At 71.6% G+C, this 17,426-nt stretch carries 16 protein-coding genes and 1 pseudogene; 7 read left to right on the forward strand and 10 right to left on the reverse strand.

Translation table 11 applies throughout. The features are described from left to right. Positions 1–604: 604 nt before the first annotated feature. On the reverse strand, positions 605–1,717 hold the full coding sequence (locus DY240_RS13340; protein WP_158602843.1) for a DNA glycosylase AlkZ-like family protein: 1,113 nt from the start codon (positions 1,715–1,717) through the stop codon (positions 605–607). 89 nt (positions 1,718–1,806) lie between these two features. On the opposite strand from DY240_RS13340, the gene DY240_RS13345 reads away from it, so the two are divergent. The 4 genes from DY240_RS13345 (at position 1,807) to DY240_RS13360 (ending at position 3,713) form a co-directional block, all read left to right on the forward strand. Next, positions 1,807–2,076 (forward strand): helix-turn-helix domain-containing protein, encoded by a 270-nt coding sequence (locus DY240_RS13345; RefSeq protein WP_119660363.1) that lies wholly within the window; start codon positions 1,807–1,809, stop codon positions 2,074–2,076. Positions 2,077–2,158: 82 nt separating this feature from the next. Continuing rightward, positions 2,159–2,383: a helix-turn-helix domain-containing protein gene (locus DY240_RS13350; protein ID WP_119660364.1), complete on the forward strand. Its 225-nt coding sequence runs from the start codon at positions 2,159–2,161 to the stop codon at positions 2,381–2,383. 59 nt (positions 2,384–2,442) lie between these two features. Further along, entirely contained in the window at positions 2,443–2,685 is a 243-nt protein-coding gene (locus DY240_RS13355) for a helix-turn-helix domain-containing protein (RefSeq protein WP_199701434.1), read from the forward strand. Between the two features lie 53 nt (positions 2,686–2,738). Further along, positions 2,739–3,713 carry an SDR family NAD(P)-dependent oxidoreductase gene (locus tag DY240_RS13360; protein WP_119660365.1) on the forward strand — a complete coding sequence of 325 codons (975 nt, stop codon included), beginning with the start codon at positions 2,739–2,741 and terminating at the stop codon, positions 3,711–3,713. Between the two features lie 16 nt (positions 3,714–3,729). On the opposite strand, the gene DY240_RS13365 is transcribed toward DY240_RS13360, so the two are convergent. From DY240_RS13365 to DY240_RS13405, 9 genes are all read right to left on the reverse strand, one after another. Continuing rightward, entirely contained in the window at positions 3,730–4,425 is a 696-nt protein-coding gene (locus DY240_RS13365) for a hypothetical protein (RefSeq protein WP_119660366.1), read from the reverse strand. 17 nt (positions 4,426–4,442) lie between these two features. Continuing rightward, positions 4,443–5,093 carry a hypothetical protein gene (locus DY240_RS13370; protein ID WP_119660367.1) on the reverse strand — a complete coding sequence of 217 codons (651 nt, stop codon included), beginning with the start codon at positions 5,091–5,093 and terminating at the stop codon, positions 4,443–4,445. A gap of 353 nt (positions 5,094–5,446) precedes the next feature. Beyond that, positions 5,447–6,673 carry a hypothetical protein gene (locus DY240_RS13375; RefSeq protein ID WP_119660368.1) on the reverse strand — a complete coding sequence of 409 codons (1,227 nt, stop codon included), beginning with the start codon at positions 6,671–6,673 and terminating at the stop codon, positions 5,447–5,449. Between the two features lie 76 nt (positions 6,674–6,749). After that, positions 6,750–8,399: a DUF6119 family protein gene (locus DY240_RS13380; RefSeq protein ID WP_147375315.1), complete on the reverse strand. Its 1,650-nt coding sequence runs from the start codon at positions 8,397–8,399 to the stop codon at positions 6,750–6,752. A gap of 79 nt (positions 8,400–8,478) precedes the next feature. After that, positions 8,479–10,413, reverse strand: a complete 1,935-nt coding sequence (locus tag DY240_RS13385; protein ID WP_119660379.1) for an alpha-ketoacid dehydrogenase subunit alpha/beta — start codon at positions 10,411–10,413, stop codon at positions 8,479–8,481. Between the two features lie 29 nt (positions 10,414–10,442). Continuing rightward, on the reverse strand, positions 10,443–12,002 hold the full coding sequence (locus tag DY240_RS13390; protein WP_119660370.1) for a class I adenylate-forming enzyme family protein: 1,560 nt from the start codon (positions 12,000–12,002) through the stop codon (positions 10,443–10,445). Then, positions 11,999–13,489, reverse strand: a complete 1,491-nt coding sequence (locus tag DY240_RS13395; protein ID WP_119660371.1) for a M81 family metallopeptidase — start codon at positions 13,487–13,489, stop codon at positions 11,999–12,001. The genes DY240_RS13390 and DY240_RS13395 overlap by 4 nt, the downstream gene beginning before the upstream one ends. Before the next feature lie 3 nt (positions 13,490–13,492). Beyond that, positions 13,493–13,855 (reverse strand): RidA family protein, encoded by a 363-nt coding sequence (locus DY240_RS13400; protein ID WP_199701436.1) that lies wholly within the window; start codon positions 13,853–13,855, stop codon positions 13,493–13,495. After that, complete coding sequence (locus tag DY240_RS13405; RefSeq protein WP_119660373.1) at positions 13,852–15,123, reverse strand: aspartate aminotransferase family protein; 1,272 nt, start codon at positions 15,121–15,123, stop codon at positions 13,852–13,854. Before DY240_RS13405 ends, DY240_RS13400 begins: the two co-directional genes overlap by 4 nt. Before the next feature lie 233 nt (positions 15,124–15,356). Between DY240_RS13405 and DY240_RS13410 the strand changes: the two genes are divergently transcribed. From DY240_RS13410 to DY240_RS32845, 3 genes and pseudogenes are all read left to right on the forward strand, one after another. Next, complete coding sequence (locus DY240_RS13410; protein ID WP_119660374.1) at positions 15,357–16,214, forward strand: IclR family transcriptional regulator; 858 nt, start codon at positions 15,357–15,359, stop codon at positions 16,212–16,214. Between the two features lie 24 nt (positions 16,215–16,238). Continuing rightward, positions 16,239–17,216 (forward strand): SMP-30/gluconolactonase/LRE family protein, encoded by a 978-nt coding sequence (locus tag DY240_RS13415; protein WP_119660375.1) that lies wholly within the window; start codon positions 16,239–16,241, stop codon positions 17,214–17,216. Then, positions 17,216–17,383 (forward strand): annotated as a pseudogene (locus DY240_RS32845) (type II toxin-antitoxin system VapC family toxin); the annotation flags it as partial. The gene DY240_RS13415 and the pseudogene DY240_RS32845, both read left to right, overlap by 1 nt. Between the last annotated feature and the right edge of the window lie 43 nt (positions 17,384–17,426).

The raw sequence follows: 17,426 nt of genomic DNA on the forward strand, positions 1-17,426 counted from the left end.
CCCGATTCGTGGAGCACTTCGGCGTGCCAAGGCAGCGGCCACCGACATCGTGACGACGATGCCGACATCATGACGACCACGACCCGGCGCGATCGTCACGCTCTCCTCCGCACGCCCCATGTCGCCCACGCCGTCATTCTCGATGGCGGCTAACAGCAGGTCGCCGCCAACCGGCGAAACCCTAGGCCGGTGCCGGGATCGCCCCGCTGGAGGCCTGCCGCCGGAAAGGACCGCAGAGCTCCACCGGCCGGTGGCCGCCGGCCGGCGAAACCCAAGCCGGTGCCGGGATCGCCCCACTGGAGGCCTGCCGCCGGAAAGGACCGCAGAGCTCCACCGGAGCCGTCTCCTCTCCAGCGGCCTATGGCCGCCAGCCGGTCGCCGCCGACCGGCGAACCCTAGGCCGGTGCCCGGATCGCCCCGCTGGAGGTCTGCTGTCGGAAAGGACCGCAGAACTCCAACGGAGCCGTCCCCTCCCTGGCGGCCCGTGGCCGGCCGCCGGCCAGCGAAACTCTAAGCCGGCACCCGGGCCGCCCCGCTGGAGGTCTGCTGCCGGAAACGACCGCAGAGCTCCATCGGCCGGCGACGCCGGCGACGCCGGCGCGCCTCAGCCCGCCGTCTCGATCGTCACCTCCTCGGCGTCGAAGAACCGCCTGATGACATCCGCGTCGGCCCGGACGGACTCGTGGCCCGCCCAGCCGGACGGCAGGGGGCCGAACGCCGTCGCCGTCAGGGTGAGCCGGCGCCGGTCGGTCCGCCGCCGCCAGACGCCGGCGATCTCGCCGTCCCACAGGACGATTCCGGGGTTGGCCGCCGCAGCCCAGACCTGCCGCCGCGCGGCGGCGTCGGGCACCAGGAACTCGCGGTCGGCCAGCTCGGTGAGCGGATCGTACGGACCGAGCAATCGCGGCTCAACCGGCTCAGGAGCGGCCTCGAGCGCGGGCAGGTCGGCCGCGAGGACCGAACCGCGCCGGCCGTCGACCTCGACGTCGGTGAGGTCGGCCTCGGCCAGCGACCACCAGCGCTTGGCCGCGGCCGGCGAGAGGGACAGCCAGGCGGCCAGGTGCGCCGGCCGTACCGGCCCGGCGGCGTGGACGAACCGGCGCACGAGCTCGGCCCGCGCCGCACCGACCTCGATCGACGCGACCGCGCCGCCTTCCGTCGCCGGACCACCGTCGGCCGGCGCGACCCTGAACCGGAACACCGCCGGCGACTCGACGTCGATGATCAGCCCCGCCTGCAGCGTGGCGTACCGGAACAGCATGTCCTGCACGTGGTGGACGCCGCAGCCCTCGCACCACGGCGTCAGCCGGCGATCGACCCGGGGTGAGACGGCACCGGACAGCTCGCCCTTGGTGCGCGCCACGCCGTCGGCCATGACGTCGCGCATGACGCCGACCACCTCGTCGACGCCCGCGCCGAAGCCGGCGCCGATCTCGGTGCCGAACGGGCCGATCGACGGCTTGGCCAGCTCGGCACCGTCGTCGACGCGCAGCGCCGCGGCCAGCAGCCCGAGGTCGGGCAACCGGTGGACGTGCATGGCGGCGCGCATGGAGTGCACCAGCACACCCTCGCCGCCGGCCACGCCACGCAGCGCCAGAGCGAGCCGCGCCGTCGTCCCCGTCGGGTGGTCCTGGACACCGGTGAGCAGCGCCGACCCCGGCCCGGTCAGTCCGCTGACCGCGGCCCGGTAGGCCAGCACCCGCGAACGTGTGATCATGAGCCCACTCTGCCACCGGCCACCGACACTCCAGAGAATGCCATCCATAGTCTGTCGACCCATAGTGCCCAGGCCCCGACCGTGGACGGGTGTCCACGACCGAGGAGTACGCCCGCGGCCTACGCGAGGCGTTCGCCGCCCGGCTGCAGGAACTGCGTGTCGCCGCCGAGCCGGAGCTGAGCCAGGAGGCGCTGGCCATCGCCGCGGGGCTCGATCGCTCGTACGTCGGGATGCTCGAACGGGCCGAGCGCACCCCGTCGATCTTCGTCGTGCACCTGCTAGCAGCGGCGTTGGGACGTCCGGCCAGCGATCTGCTGCCCGATCACCCGCCACCCGCTCTGCCCGTCATGCCCGAATAGCGCCCTCACTCATGGCGGCCGAACCCTCGCATGCTACTCATAGTCTGTAGATCTTGAAGGGGCCGACCCGCAGCGTAGACGCGTGCCCCAGCCTCCGGACGACGAGCGCCGCGCCCTCAGCGCGTTCGGCACCCGCGTCCGGGAGCTCCGCCGGGACCTGGGCCTCAGCCAGGAGGACCTCGCCGATCGCGCCAACCTCCACCGCACCTATGTCGGCTCGATCGAGCGCGGCGAGCGCAACGTGGCCCTGCTCAACATCCATCGCCTTGCCCGCGCCCTGGGCGTCACCGCCCGCGATCTGCTCTGACGCGAGGGTGCTCTCCATAGTCTGTCGACGAAACGATCATCATGCCCCGACGGTGAGGGATGCCCGCACACGACGACGTCAAGGTCCGCAAGGCCGGCTTCCTGATGGCCTTCGGTGAGACGGCGCGCGCCCGCCGCAGCGCGCTCGGACTGACGCAGCGGCAGCTCGACGCCCGCATGGGCTACCGCGGCAAGTTCTCCGGCGGCGTGGAACGCGGCGTCCGCAACCTCACGCTGGACAACCTCTACCTGCTGGCGGCGGCCCTGCAGACCGATCCCCGCGATCTGCTCGACGGGACCTGACTCCGTTCCCGCTCCTTGACTTCGAGCGCGCTCCAGCTCCTAGCGTCGAGTGCATGACGATGCTTCAGCAGCACCCGATCGGCACCGGGTTCGGTGCGCGGACCACCGCAACCGAGGTCCTGGCCGGCATCGACCTCACCGGCCGCCTCGGGATCGTGACCGGCGGCTACTCCGGACTCGGTCTGGAGACCACCCGTGCCCTCGCCGCCGCGGGCGCGTACGTCGTCGTCCCGGCACGGCGGCCGGACCGTGCCCGCGAGGCCCTGGCCGGCCTGGACGGCGTCGAGGTCGACGAACTGGACCTGGGCGACCTCGGCAGCGTCCGCGGGTTCGCCGAGCGGTTCCTCACCTCCGGCCGCCGCATCGACCTGATGATCGACAGCGCCGGCATCATGGCCTGTCCGGAGACACGGGTGGGGCCGGGCTGGGAGGCGCAGTTCGCGACCAACCACCTCGGGCACTTCGCACTGGTCAACCGGCTCTGGCCGGCCCTGGCCGGTCGCGACGGCGCCCGCGTCGTCTCCGTCTCCTCGCGCGGCCACCACCGCTCCCCCATCCGCTGGGACGACATCCAGTTCGAGACCGGCTACGACAAGTGGCTCGCGTACGGCCAGGCGAAGACCGCGAACGTTCTGTTCGCCGTGCACCTCGACGCGCTCGGGCAGGACTCCGGCGTGCGGGCGTTCGCGCTGCACCCGGGCGGTATCCTGACGCCGCTGCAGCGCCACCTGCCGAAGGAGGAGATGGTGGGATACGGCTGGATCGACGAGGACGGCAACCCGCTCGAGGCGACGTTCAAGACGCCGGAGCAGGGCGCCGCGACCCAGGTCTTCGCGGCGACGTCGCCGCAGCTGACCGGCCTCGGGGGCCTGTACCTGGAGGACTGCGACGTCGCCGGCCCCGCGACCGGCGACGGCCCCACCGCCGCCGGCGTCAAGGACTACGCCGTCGACCCGGACGAGGCGGCCCACCTGTGGACGCTGTCGGCCGAGCTCACCGGCGTCGACGCCTTCGCCCCGGCCCGCTGACGGCGGCTTCCCGCAGTCAGTGCCAATCGAGCTGCTGCCAGCGCTCGAGCGGGCCGTGCCGGGTGTCGGCGAGCTCCGCGCCGCGGAGGTCGGCGACGTGCACGCCGTCCCAGAGCCGGAAGCCGAGCCGCTCCAGCACCGCGATGCGCCGAGCCCGCTGTCGCTCGGCCATCCGCTGGCGGGCCGCGCGGCCGAGACCGGTCAGCGGCCGGTCGGGGCCCCCGGCCGCCGTCCCGCCAGGCGGCCACCCCGGTCTCGCCGGCTGCGGGACGTGAACCGCGGCGAGCCTGGCCAGCGGCATGAAGGCGGCGAGAGCCCCGGCCAGGAGCACCGGGCCGAGCCCGTGACCGCGCCACTCGGACATCAGCTCGTACCGGCGCACGACGACCACCCGCGGCGGGCCGTCGCTCACCCACTCCTCCAGCTCGGGCCGGAGCGCGCCGCCCTCGCCGGCCGCCGCGGCGAGGAAACCGGGCGCCCACTCGCCCAGCACGAGGGTGTCGAGGGCGACCCGGCCCCGCCGCAGGTCGGCGACGGTGACGGACAGATCGGCGACGTGACGCAGGCCGGGCGGGCAGACGTCCAGCTCGGAGACGTCGGCGGTGACCTCCCACGCCTCGGGCTGCAGTTCGTCGTCGGGCTGCCACCACGCGCGGCGATGCTGCACGGTCAGCTCGACGGACATCGGGTTGGCCGGCGGGGCGCTCAGCACGGTCGTGGCCCCGCCCCTCACTGGCTCGAGTCGTTGTACGGACCCCAGCGCTCGAGTGGCTCGAAGCTGGCGTCGGTGAGCTCGGGATCGCGCAGGTCGACCACGTACACCCCGCGCCACAGGTAGAAGCCGATGCGTTCGAGCAGGGCACCCAGCCGCAAGCAGGTGAGTTCCGCGGCCACTCGGTCGGCGCTGACGTCGAGGAAGTCGGCGGGCGAGAGCCGGCACACCGCGAGCCGGGCCGTGGTCGAGAACCGGCCCAGCGCCGCCGCCATCAGCGGAGCGGCCAGACCGTACCCTCGCCACGCCGGAGCCAGCTCGAACCGGCGCAGGATGACCATGCGCGGCAGGCCCTCGCTGATCTGCTCGTCCAGCTCGGGGACCAGCGTGCCCTCGGCGAGGTCGATGACGGTCTCGGCGATGAACTCCAGTGCCCACTCCCCCAGCTCGACGCTGTCGAGGAGGTTGCGATCACTGTTGAGGTCGGCGACGGCGAGGGAGAAGTCGCCGACATGACGGTGCTCGCTGCGGCACACGTCGAGGTTCCACACGTCGGCGGACACGTGCCAATGCTCGGGAAGGTCGTCCTCATCGACCGTCTGCCACCACAGCATCCGGTGGGTGACACTCAGCTCGATCGACATCGGATTCGCAGGCAGGTCGGCCACGTCCGGTCACCTCGCTCGCGCGGCATCGTTGGCAGGCGGGTTCTCCGGCTGGCCGGGGTCACGGCCGACAGGACGATCACGATCGGCGTCGAAGACCATCACCACCTCTTTCGAGATGGCCGGGCGGGCTCCAGCTCTTGATCGACCATTGTCCTACGGTGCGGACTATGTGCAACCCGAAATCTCGCGTCGCCTGCCGAACCGGGTGAGGCCGGATCGTACCGCTGCTGCATCGTGCAAACTCACCCTGAAATGCTACTCATAGTCTGTCGCCTCAAAGTGTGCCACATTCCGAGGAGGACGTCGGGCCAAAACCACCGACCTTCGGCGGAGAACAGCATCGGAACCGTCGCTCAGGACGCGCTGAGCCGCCGCCAGTCCGTCGCGTCGATGCCCAGCCGCTGCCGCAGCGACCGCACCTGCTGCTCGAGAGCATCCAGGGCCGCGGCTACGGCGGCGCCGGTATGGCCCTGGCCGTTGAGCGCGCCGCGCAGCTCGTCGTTCTCGGCGCGCAGGCGATCGTTCTCGGACAGCAACTCGACCAGCCGCCGGTGCTGGCCACGCCGCGTCAGCACCTGGACGGGCACCCCGTCGGGCCCCTGTTCCGCATCGTCGGCCACCGGACGGCGCACCGGCTCCCCCGCGCCGGACAGTTCCGCCGTGGCCGGCGTCGTGACCATCGGGAGGCGGGCGAGAACACCGTCGTCGCCGATGCGGTCCTCCAGCGCCGTCAATGCGGCATCGACGACCCGCACGTCCTCAGAGAGCGGGATGCTCAGAGTGCGGTCGCGCTGTGACAGGCCGAGGATGTACGACAGCCGCCGCGGACCCGTGCGGTCGATGCGGACGCTGCCGAGGATCTGATGCCGGCGCGGGTCGAACGGGTCGTCGAGGTTGACGCCGGGCAAGTACGTCCTGATGGCGGCCTCCGGGATGGCGTGGTTCGGGCCGACCATCTCGTTGAACTCGTCCTCGGCCGTCGCTGGGAGCAGGAACATGTGCCCGAGCCCGACGACCTCCCAGGCAACGTTCGTGGCCCACGCCTCGAACTCCTCGGCGTCGCGGGCACCCTGCCGCGCGACATAGACCGGGCCGAGCCTGGACTCGTCAGCGAGGTAGTCCATGAGATCGGGCAGGTCGGACGGACCGGCCCAGCGCGGCGCGGTGCTCACCGGCACCAGTCCGTCGGCGCACGCGAGGTCGGGGAGCAACCCCCGCAGGACGGCGGGCACCGACATGAACGGCACGCGCGGCGCGCGGTCGCCCGGCTCGTCGGCGACCTCGATCTCGACCCACAGCCAGCCCCGGCCGGACTCGCCGTGCTCGACCGCCGTGATGGTGGTGCGCCAGATCTCGTCGGCGCCGCGCGCCAGGGGGTGCAGCCGCCGCCAGCGATACAACCGGCGGCCGGCACCGTCGGCGACCAGCACCGTCACGACGTCATCGGGGTCGAGCTCGGTGCGCCCGGGCCGCCCCGCATCGACATCGATCTCCTTCGCGGCCGACCACCTGCCCACGTGGTCGACGACGGTCTCGATGACCGGCCCGGAGACCGCTTGGAGGATCGATCGGAAACCCACGGACACGAGTCGGCCCTCCAGAACGCTGTTTCGGTGACTGATACTACAGTTTTGATACGGCAAACCCGTTCGCACGTCAAGTGACGTCCGCCGCGCCCCTGACGCCCACGACCTCAACCTCGACCCCATGGGTGTGCAGCAGCCGGGCCGCGTTCGCAAGCGCCACCCTCGCCAGCGGGAACAGAGATCCCGGCGTCACGACGTCGCCCTTCCGCAGCAAGATGGCGAATACCACCTTCCGCGGCCGGAAGTCCGGTGGAATCAGGCGCCGCCCACCGCTCAATTGCGCGACCATGCCACTGAACCGGGTCAATGCCTCATCGGAACGGAGCAGCGCCTGCGCCGAGACCGCGCCCTGGGTGAAGAGGTGGCTCAGCGAGCCTGCGCCCTCGGCGAACTTCACGTGTATGAGCGCGTCGTCCGGCCCAAGGACATCACACGCCTCGAATCCGCCGCGGGGGAAGAAGGTAGTGCGCACCATCTCGCGGTCCATGCAGAGGTATCCCGGCCGGACGTCCTGAACGTGCATGTTGTACGCCCGTTCCGTACTGCCGGGCTGCCACGCCGGCAAGTCCACGGAGGGGTCGTCGGCGAAGAGACCCTCGATCTCCCTGAGCTTGTCGTCGAGGTAGCCAATGTCCACCTCGTACCACTCGCCGTCGAGCAGGAAGTACCGGCGGTTGTCCCTCGACACGACGGCCTCTAGCCAATGAATCGCGCTGGCAGCGCCGAGTTCCTCGAGGTGCCGGTCGTCCTGGAACATCCGAACCTTGCCTGCCCGGAGAGCCGCAACCCGCTGGCCCGGGCGCTGGAGCCGGCACCGCGCGAGAAAGTGTTCCGTTTCGATGGCGTCCACCGGCATGGTCACGCTGCCGACCTTGATCGTGAAGCTTCGGGCGTCGGCGAAACCGCGGAGGCAATCTGTCGGGACGACGGCGACGACCTCCCCTGCATGTTCGCCGCCCAAGACCGCATCCAGTGCCTGATCCAGTTCATCCCGGCGAGCACGGCCACCGATCGGGCGGAAGTTGTCGACGAACTGCAGCAACGGGTTCGGAGACTCCTCGGCGCAAACCCTGGCGATCTCTCTGATGTCGCCGACCAGATGCTCGGGCCTCACACCTAGCCGCATGCGGAGCCCGACCCCTGCCTCGAGTCGCACGGGCCTCTGGTCTTCAGCCGAGAACGTCACTGCTAGTTCGTCCGAGCGGCCGCCGAGTCGTCGCACCACGTCGGCGTTCTCCTCAACGCCCAGCATCCAGATCGGAACCCCGTCTGGGACCAATGTCAGGTCGGTGCGGCCTCGAGCACCGATGCGCCGCCGGGCTACGTCCTGGATCTCGGCGGGATCGAGCCGACGCAGCGCGAACCGGATGCCGAATCCGTGGTCCTTCCTATCGTCCGAGATCAACAGGTACCCGCGGCCATACCCGATGCCGTAAACGGTGTCGTCTACTGCCAAGAGGAGCAGCCCGAAGGCAGAGCGCTCGTCGAAATCGACATCGAGCCCGGTCGTGATCGACGCAGCTTCGCACCACTCGGCTCTTCGGCGGTACCGACGCCCGCTCAGCCAAAGGGCCACACATCCGGCGATCTGTGTCTCCTGGATGTCGGCGTCCCATTGGTCCACGCGCTCATGGTCAAGGGCATCGAGCATGCCGACGGGATGCGGTGCTACACCGTCGAGGCGGTAGAGCGTTAGGTCACGCGTCGATTCACGGGGCATTCGCCGCACTCCCAGGGAGCGAATTGCAGCATTGTGGGTGTCCAGTAGACCGCAAAGTTGATCATCGTGACAATTGCCGTCAGACGCGGACGAGGCGGCGGATGGTGTCGGCGATCGCGTCGCGGCCGGGGAGCCAGGCACGCTCGAGCGACGGCGCGTAGGGCACCGGCGTGGGCGGCGGCGCGACCCGGACCACCGGGGCGTCCAGGTGCCAGAAGCCCTCGTCGACGGCGAGGGCGGCGAGCTCGGCACCGACACCGAAGTCGCGGACCGCTTCGTGCACGATGACCAGGCGGTTCGTCCGCGCCAGCGACTCCAGCACCGTCGCGCGGTCCAAGGGCACGATGGTGCGCAGGTCGACCACCTCGGCCGAGACCCCCTCGTCGGCGACGACCGCGGCGGCCGCGAGCGCCTCGTGCACCATGCGCGACCACGACACCACCGTGACGTCGGTACCGGGACGGCGCACGACGGCCCGGCCGAGCGGCACCATGTGGTCCGGCGGCGGTTTCGCTCCGCGAAACCCGTAGAGGTGCCGGTTCTCCACGAACACGACGGGGTTGGGGTCGCGGATCGCGGCGCGGAGCAACCCGTAGGTGTCCTCCGGCGTCGACGGCATGACGACGGTGAGGCCGGGGATGTGCGCGAGCAGCGCCTCGAGGCTCTGCGAGTGCTGACTGCCCGACGACCGCCCGGCGCCGAACTGCGTCCGCACGACCAGCGACATCGCCGCACGGCCACCGGTCATGTACCGCAGCTTGGCGGCCTGGTTGAGCAGCTGGTCGAAGCAGGCGCCGAGGAAGTCCATGTACATGATCTCGACGACCGGCCGCAGCCCCGCCATGGCGGCGCCGACGGCGACACCGGCGATCGCGGTCTCGCTGATCGGGGTGTCGCGGACGCGGTCCGGGTACGCCGCCGAGAGACCGCGGGTGAGGCCGAAGACGTTGCCGCCGGCGCCGATATCGATGCCGGCGACGAAGACGGACGGGTCGGCGGCCAGCTCGTGGTCGAGCGCGTCGCGGACGGCGTCCATCACCCGGTACCGCTCACCGGGGGACGGCGGCGTCACCGCCGCGTCGACGGCCGGAGCATCGCCCCGTGGTGCCACGACGTACTCCGCCAGCGACGACGGCGAGGGCTCCGGTGCGGCGCGGGCGAACTCGACGGCGGCCTCGATCTCCGCCTCCACCTCGACGTCCACCGCGTCGACCGTCCCGGCATCGACGCCGGCGGCCAGCAGCCGGTCGCGGGCGCGGATGAGCGGGTCGCGATGGCGCCACTCGGCGACTTCGGCGGAGTCGCGGTAGCGCTCCGGATCGCCCTCGTAGTGGCCGTGCCAGCGGTACGTGTCGGCTTCGACCAGCACCGGACCGGCGCCGCACCGTCGCTGGTCGACCAGCTTGGTCATGAGGTCGGCGACGGCCACCACGTCGTTGCCGTCGACATGCGCGTAGTCGATGCCGTAGCCGGCGGCGCGCTCTGCCAGCCCGGCCCGGTGCTGGTCGGCGGCACGCGAGAACTCCGCGTAGTGGTTGTTCTCGCAGCAGAAGATCACCGGCAGGTCCCAGACCGCGGCCAGGTTGACCGCCTCGTGGAACATCCCCTGCGCCACGGCGCCGTCGCCGAAGAACGCGACGACCACACCGTCGCCGCCGAGTAGCCGGAACGCCGTCGCCACGCCGCCCGCGATCGGCAGCCCGGCGCCGACGATGCCGTTGGCGCCGTACACACCCAGCGAGGGGTCGGCGATGTGCATGGACCCGCCGCGGCCGTGGCAGGTCCCGGCGTCGCGCCCCATCAGCTCGGCGAACATCGGTGCCGGCGCCAGCCCCTTGGCCAGGCAGTGCCCGTGTCCGCGATGCGTCGAGGTGATCGCGTCGGTGGCCCGCAGCGGCCGGCACGCACCCACCGCCGTCGCCTCCTGTCCGATGGACAGGTGCAGGAAGCCGGGCACCTCGGTGTCGCGGTAGAGCTGTCCGGCCCGCTCCTCGAACCGGCGGATCCGGCGCATGCGCCGGTACAGCTCGAGCAGCTCCGCGCTCACGCGAGCGCCCGGGCGAGGTCGCGCAGCCCGGCCTTGCGGATCTTCCCGATCGACGTGCGTGGCAGCTCGGGCATCGGGACGATCCGCGAGGGGACCTTGAACGGCGCCAGCCGCTCGGCGCAGTGCTCGCGCAACGCCTCGTCCTCAACGGCGGCACCGGCGGCGAGCACGACGAAGGCCAGCAGCCGCTCGCCCAGGATCGGGTCCGGGACGCCGAGCGCCGCACACTCCTCGACCAGCGGGTGGTCCAGCAGCACGCGTTCCACCTCGCCGGCCCCGACGTTCTCGCCCTTGACCTTGATGACGTCCTTGCGCCGGTCGTGGAAGAAGACGTAGCCGTCGTCGACGCGGCCGAGATCGCCCGTGCGCAGCCAGCCGTCCGCATCGAGCACCTCCGACGTCGCCGGCGGGTCCTTGAAGTAGCCGCTCATCGTCGACGGACCGCGGATGACCAGCTCGCCCACGCCCCCGGGCGCGACCTCGGCGCCGTCCTCCCCGAGAACGCGCAGTTCCCAACCGGGACTCACCGTCCCGATCGACTGCCAGTCGTGGCGCGGATCGAGGTGGACGGGGGTCCGGGTGCCGCACGCCGCGGACTCCGTGAGCCCCCACCCCATCGACACCGCCACGCCGAAACGGGTCTCGACGGCGCGGATCTCGTCGCGGTCCAACGGCAGCGCGTACATCATCAGCCGCATCGACGCCGCCACCACGGCCTCCGCCGGGCTCGGCGGCGCGCCCAGCAGGATGCGCAGCGGCCCGGCGGTGAGGTTGCCCACCGTGATGCCGTGCTCGGCCACCACCGGCCAGTACGCCCGGGCGCTGAACACCGGGCCGATCACCAGCTGCGAGCCGGCCAGCAGCGCCGGCATCAGCTGGAAGCACATCGCGTTGACGTGGAACAGCGGCAGCACGCAGTACGACCGGTCCGACGGCGTCAGCGCGGTCTCGGCGCGGGTGGTGGCGCCGGCGGACAGGCAGGCGGCGTGCGAGAGCATGACGCCCTTGGGCCGGCCGGTCGTCCCGGACGTGTACATCATGAGCGCCGTTCGCCGCCCCGGCGGACCGCCGTCCTCGGGCAGCCTGGTCGCGGCCGGCCGCGCCCGTCGGCGGCCGTTGGTCACCGTCGTGCCACAGACGACCGGCGGCGGGACCGATGCGCCGGCCGCGACGCGCTCGGCCATCGACTGGTGCCGCAGGTTGGTGACGACGACGGCCGCCTCGCTGTGCTCGACGACGTAGCCGAGCTCGTCGGCGGTGTACTGGGCGATGGTCGGGACGGCGACCGCGCCGGTCGCGGTGATCGCCAGGAGCGCGATCACGAACGCCGGCGCGTTCTCCATGTGCAGCACGACGCGGTCGCCCGGGCCGACCCCCAGCTCGTCCAGCAGAGCCTGCAGCGCGGCGACGTCGGCGGCGCACTCGGCGTAGGTCCAGGTACGGGTGGCGTGCGGCTCGAGCGGGTCGGCGTAGGTGAGGAACGGCCGCTCGCCGTCGGCGGCGGCCCGGTGCGCCAGTACGTCGCCCAACGTGAGGTGATCGAACGTGCGGATCATCGGGCCGCTCCGGCGGGGAACTCCGTCGGCTCGAACGGGTACAGCGGCCGGCGCCGCCGCCGGTAGGTGAAGCGCTCCAGTCCCATCGCGGTGATGCCGTCGGTGTCGACGACGAGCAGCCGCGCCGCGATCGGCGCATACGCCGCCCGCGGCCCGTTGACGCCCTTCGCGACGATCACCTGGAACGCCTCGGGGTCCAAGCCGAGCGCCGTCAACTGGCGGCGGCTGGTGTTCATCGTCTGCCGCGACATCAGCACGAGCGTCGGGCCGTCCGCGGTCTCGAGGACGGCGGTCGGGCCCATGTCGAACCAGCGGAACCCGCCGTGCGTCGGCGTGGGTTCCTCGAAGCGGCCGTCGGACACCGTCCGCACCCGGCCCTTCACCGGTACCGGTGCGCCGGCGGAGTGGCCGTGCCGCGCGCCGACGGACAGCGTCAGCTCGGCGCCTGCACCGGCCGCGACGCAGGCAGCGGCGGCGTCGGGGTCCCAGAGCGTCTGCACCAGCGACCGCAGCCCGCGGCGCACCGCGGCGGCGAGGATCACCGTCGAGTCGCCCGGCGCGCCGGCCCCGATGTTGTCGCCGACGTCGAGCAGCACCACCGGCCCGTGCTCGCGCTCGGCGATGTCGAGGGCCTCGTCGACGGTGTGCCCGCGCGCCTGCAGGTCGTCGCGTCGGGACCAGACGTCCTCGGCCAGCTCCCACGCCGCCCACTCCGCGACCAGCCGGTCGCCGTCGTGCACGGTGAGACACGACATGCCCAGGTGCGGCACGTCGGCGTACGGGAAGCCCTCGATCACGCCGGCCCACAGCATGCCCGGCCGCTCCGCGACCCGCTCGGCCGCCGCGATCAGCGAGGCCATCGGCTCCTCGCCGGTGTCCTGGCGGGCGATGTTCACCACCAGCGGCACCGGCACCAGCACCTGCACGGGCGCGATCTCGCCGCGCGCCGTCCGGACCACCAGCTCCGCGCACCGCTCGCCCTGCGCCGCGGCGTCGACGTGCGGGTTCGTCTGGTAGGCCAGGGTGACGGTGAGCGCGTCGACCAGAGCGGGCGATGCGTTGCCGTGCAGGTCGAGGACCGCCCCGACCGGCACGCCGGGGCCGACGACGCCGCGCACCCGCCGGGCCAGCTCGGCGTCGGCGTCGGCCAGGTGCTCGGCGACGGCGGCGCCGTGCAGGTTCAGCAGCACGCCGTCCCACGGTCCGCCGCGCGCCAGCTCGCCGAGCATCTCGCCGGCCAGCCACTCGAACGCCTCCTCCGTGATGGCGCCGATGGGGTTGACGAACCCGAAGGTCAGCGGGACGACGTCGACACCGAGCCGTTGCCCAGCGGCGAGGTAGCCGCCGATGGTCGTCGACGAGCCCCCGTACTCGTCGACGATCTCCTGGCCGCGGAACACGCCGCCGGACGCGAACAACGCGCGGTCGGCCTGCAGCGGCGAGAACGTGTTGGCCTCGTGGAACAGGCCGAGGAGGGCGAGTCGCACTGCTCAGCCCTCCCCGCCGCCGGCGTACGCGACGACGTCGATCTCGAACCGGACCTCGTCGGTGAGGCAGCCGGTGAGCGTGGTCCGGGCCGGCAGGGGTGGCTGGAAGTACTCGCGATACAGCCGGTTGAACTCCAGCGCGTCGGCCGGGTCATGCACGTAGCAGCCGGTGCGAACGACGTGGGCGAGATCGAGGCCGGCCTGCGCAAGCACGCGGCGGACGTTCTCCATCGATCGGCGCAGCTGCTCCTCGAACGTGCCCGGCACCAGCCGCCCCGCCTCGTCGACCGCCGCCTGGCCCGACACGAAGACGAAGTCGCCGGCCCGCACGAGCGGCCGGAACGCCGGCCCGGGCGCGGCCGTCACAGCCACTCCGTCAGCGTCTTGGCGAACCGGGTGAGCGCCGCGTCCAGTTCGCCGGGTCCGTGAGTGGCAGAGACGTACCAGACGCCGCGCGACGCCACCCAGACGCCGTGGTCGACCAGCGCCTCGGCGAGGTCCTCGTACCGGGCCAGGTCCAGCTGCTGCAGCGAGCGGTAGTCGACGACGTCGGCGTCGCCGAACGAGACGTGGAAGGCGCCGGCGAGACCGACGGCGCGCAGCGGGATGCCGTAGGTCTGGCCCAGTTCACGGATGCCGGCCATCAGTGCCGTGCCGTGTTCCTCGATGGCGGCATACGGCGGATCGTCGCGCAGCAGCTGCAGGCTGGCCTTGACCGCGGCGGTCGCGACCACGGACCCGTTGAACGTGCCCGAGTGGTTGACCTCGCCGGTGCCGAAGCGCTCCATCAGCTCGGCCCGGCCGGCCAGCGCCGCCACCGGCCACCCGGCGGCCAGCGCCTTCGCGTACGTGGCGAGGTCGGGCGTGACGCCGTACCGCCCGGCCGCGCCGTCGAGGCCCACCCGAAAGCCGGAGAGCACCTCGTCGAAGATCAGCACGATGCCGTGGTACGTGCACAGCTCGCGCACCCGCTGGAGGTAGCCGGGCAGCGGCTCGATGACTCCGGCGTTGATCATGATCGGCTCCATGACGACGGCGGCGATCCGCTCGCCCTCCTCGGCCAGCACCGCTGCCAGCCGGTCCGCGTCGTTCCACGGCAGCACCACGAAGTCGTCGAGGTGGCCGGCCAGCTGTCCCGCACTGGCGACGCCCCAGCCGTCGTCGCCGGGCGCCATGAGCACGTTGTCGAGCCAGCCGTGGTAGTGACCTTCGAACCGCACGATCCGCGTCCGGCCGGTGACCGCCCGGGCCAGCCGGAACGCCGCCTGCACGGCCTCCGTGCCCGAGACGCAGAAGCGCACCATGTCCGGCCAGCGCAGCGTCGAGCACACCAGCTCCGCGGCCTCGATCTCCAGCTGGTGCTGGCCGCCGAAGATCACTCCGTGGCGGCTCGCGTCGTGAACGGCCTGCACCACCGCCGCCGGCGCGTGACCGAGGAAGTTCGGGCCCTGTCCGAGCAGGTAGTCGACATAGTCGTCGCCGTCGACGCTGCGCAACCACGGTCCGTTGCCGCTCTCGAAGAAGATCCGCGGCCCGGCGAGCCGGACGTTGGAGTGGACGCCCCCGGGCGTGTGCTGACTGGCGCGTTGGTGGAGCTCACGGGAACGTGGATGACGTCGAGCATCTGTGCTCATGGCCGAACTCCTGCCGGGGACTGCCGGAGGGACAGCCACCCCTCAGGCTCGGTGTTTTGTCAAACGAAACCGATGCTCCACTTGGCAAATCAAGCTACGATCGTGAAAAGCCGGCGTCAAGGGGGCCAATCCGCGACCCCCGAGGTCGCAAAACTGGCCCCTGGTAGATGATCTTGCGTCCGGTATGCTTCTGAAACGGCAGGTTCGTAATCAGAAACCTTGGAGGCAGTGCCATGCCACGCAAACGGCCCGCAGGCCGTGACGACGACGATCTCGATCACGCCACCGACGACGAGTCGATCGACATCCACGATGCGCCCGATCCGGCCACGGCCACTCCCGAGCAGGCCCGGAAGTACAACAACCGATCCGTGGAGCGGGTCGTCTCGATGCTCAACGTGCTCCAGGAGTCGCCGGAGCCGATGTCGCTGGTCGAGATCCACCGATCCATCGGGATGGCCAAGGCCACGGCGTTCCGGTACCTGTGGACGCTCGAGAAGCACCGTTACGTCGAGCGTGACGGCAGCGGGCGCTACGGCCTCGGCCTGGGGTTCGTCGGCATGCAGTCGCGCGACCTCGACGTCCTCAAAGAGCGCGCACGGCCGTGGCTCGAGCGAGTCCGCGACGAAACCGGAGAGACCACGAACCTCGGTGTGCTCGACGGCAACGCTGTCCGCTATGTCGAGGTGGCCGAGAGCCACCGCACGGTGCGCATGGCCAGTTCGCCGGGCAGCCGCGACCCGCTGTACTGCACGGCGCTCGGCAAGGCGATCGCCGCCCAGCTTCCCGAGGAGCACGTACGCGAACTCCTCGAGCAGGTGGAGATGACACCGCGCACGAAGAACACGATCACCTCGGCCGACGAGTACATGAAGCAGCTCACCACCGTCCGCCTGCGCGGCTATGCCGTGGACGACGGTGAGAACGAGGACGATGGCCGGTGCGTCGCCGTGGCCATCCTGAGCAGCAGACTGCCGGCGGCTCTCAGCGTCAGCGGCCCGGCCAGCCGGTTCAGCCTCAAGGCCGTCAGCGACGTCGCCAAGACCCTGATCGACATCGCCGAGCGGCTCCAGCCGACTGGGCGCGAGTAGCTCCTGGACGGGGGGCGTGAGCCGATGATCGGACGGCACGCGACGCCGGCCGTGCATTGCCACGCCGAGGTCGGTGAAGGGCCGGTCTACGACACGGTCACCGACACCCTGTACTGGGTCGACATACCCGCGGGCCACCTCTGGCGATGGAGCCGTGCGGACCGCAGCATGGACTACCTGTCCGTCGGCGAACCGCTCGGCAGCGTGGCTCTCATCGAGGGCGGCGGATTCCTGCTCGCCACCCGCCGAGGTGTGGTCGTCCTGCCGAGCTGGACCGACCTGCCTCGGCTGTGGCAACCGGTCGAACCCGACCTCGCCACGCAGTTCAACGACGGCAAGTGCGACCACCGTGGGCGTTTCGTGGCCGGTACCGCAGCTCATGACCCGAGGTTCACCGGCGCGCTGTATCGCGTCGACCATGACGGCACGACGGAGCAGCTGTTCAATGGGGTGGGCATGCCCGGCGAGACCGCCGAGACGATGCACGACTGCGTCGACGGGCTGCTCGCGCTGGACGCGACCGTCGTCGGGTTCACGCTGGGCATCCGCGCGTTCCCGTACTCCCCGCTCGGCCGCGACCTCGCCGCCCGCAGCGGCGGCACGCGCGCCGTCCCCGGCGTGCAGTCCAACACGGCGACGGCGCCGATCCTGCTGTCGCGGCTGGACCAGTGCCACAGCCGGGTCGAGTACGAACGGCAGTTCATGTTCGACCCGATGGGCGGGTTCCGGCCGGTGTACTACTTCTCCCCCGCGCTGCCCGAGGGCGGCACCGCCCGCCCGGGCGACCGCTGGCTGACCAGCCTGGAGCTGCTGTGGGAATGGGTGCCGCCGCACGACCGGCCGCGGGTGATGCTGCCGACGGCACCCGGCCTGTCGCCCGAGGACAACAACTACGCCGACAATCCGTTCCTGCTGCGGCTCACCGAGCTGGGGTACACCGGCGCGTACTGGTCGCACTGGCCGCTGCGCGCGGAGATCATGGGCGGCACCGTCCCCGCCTGATCGCCCGGGCGGCCTACCGCGACTTCGGCATGGGCACCGGCCATCCGGCCGGCCTCGACTTCGGGGACTGTTTCGCCTATGCCCTGGCCTCTGAGCTCGGGGAACCTTTGCTGTTCAAGGGCGACGACTTCGTCCACACCGACCTGACGTCGGCGCTCACCGGCTGAGCCGGGCATACGACGGCGGCCGCACCCGGTGCCGGGTGCGGCC

The organism is Jiangella rhizosphaerae (genome assembly GCF_003579925.1).
GTDB classification, from domain to species: domain Bacteria; phylum Actinomycetota; class Actinomycetes; order Jiangellales; family Jiangellaceae; genus Jiangella; species Jiangella rhizosphaerae.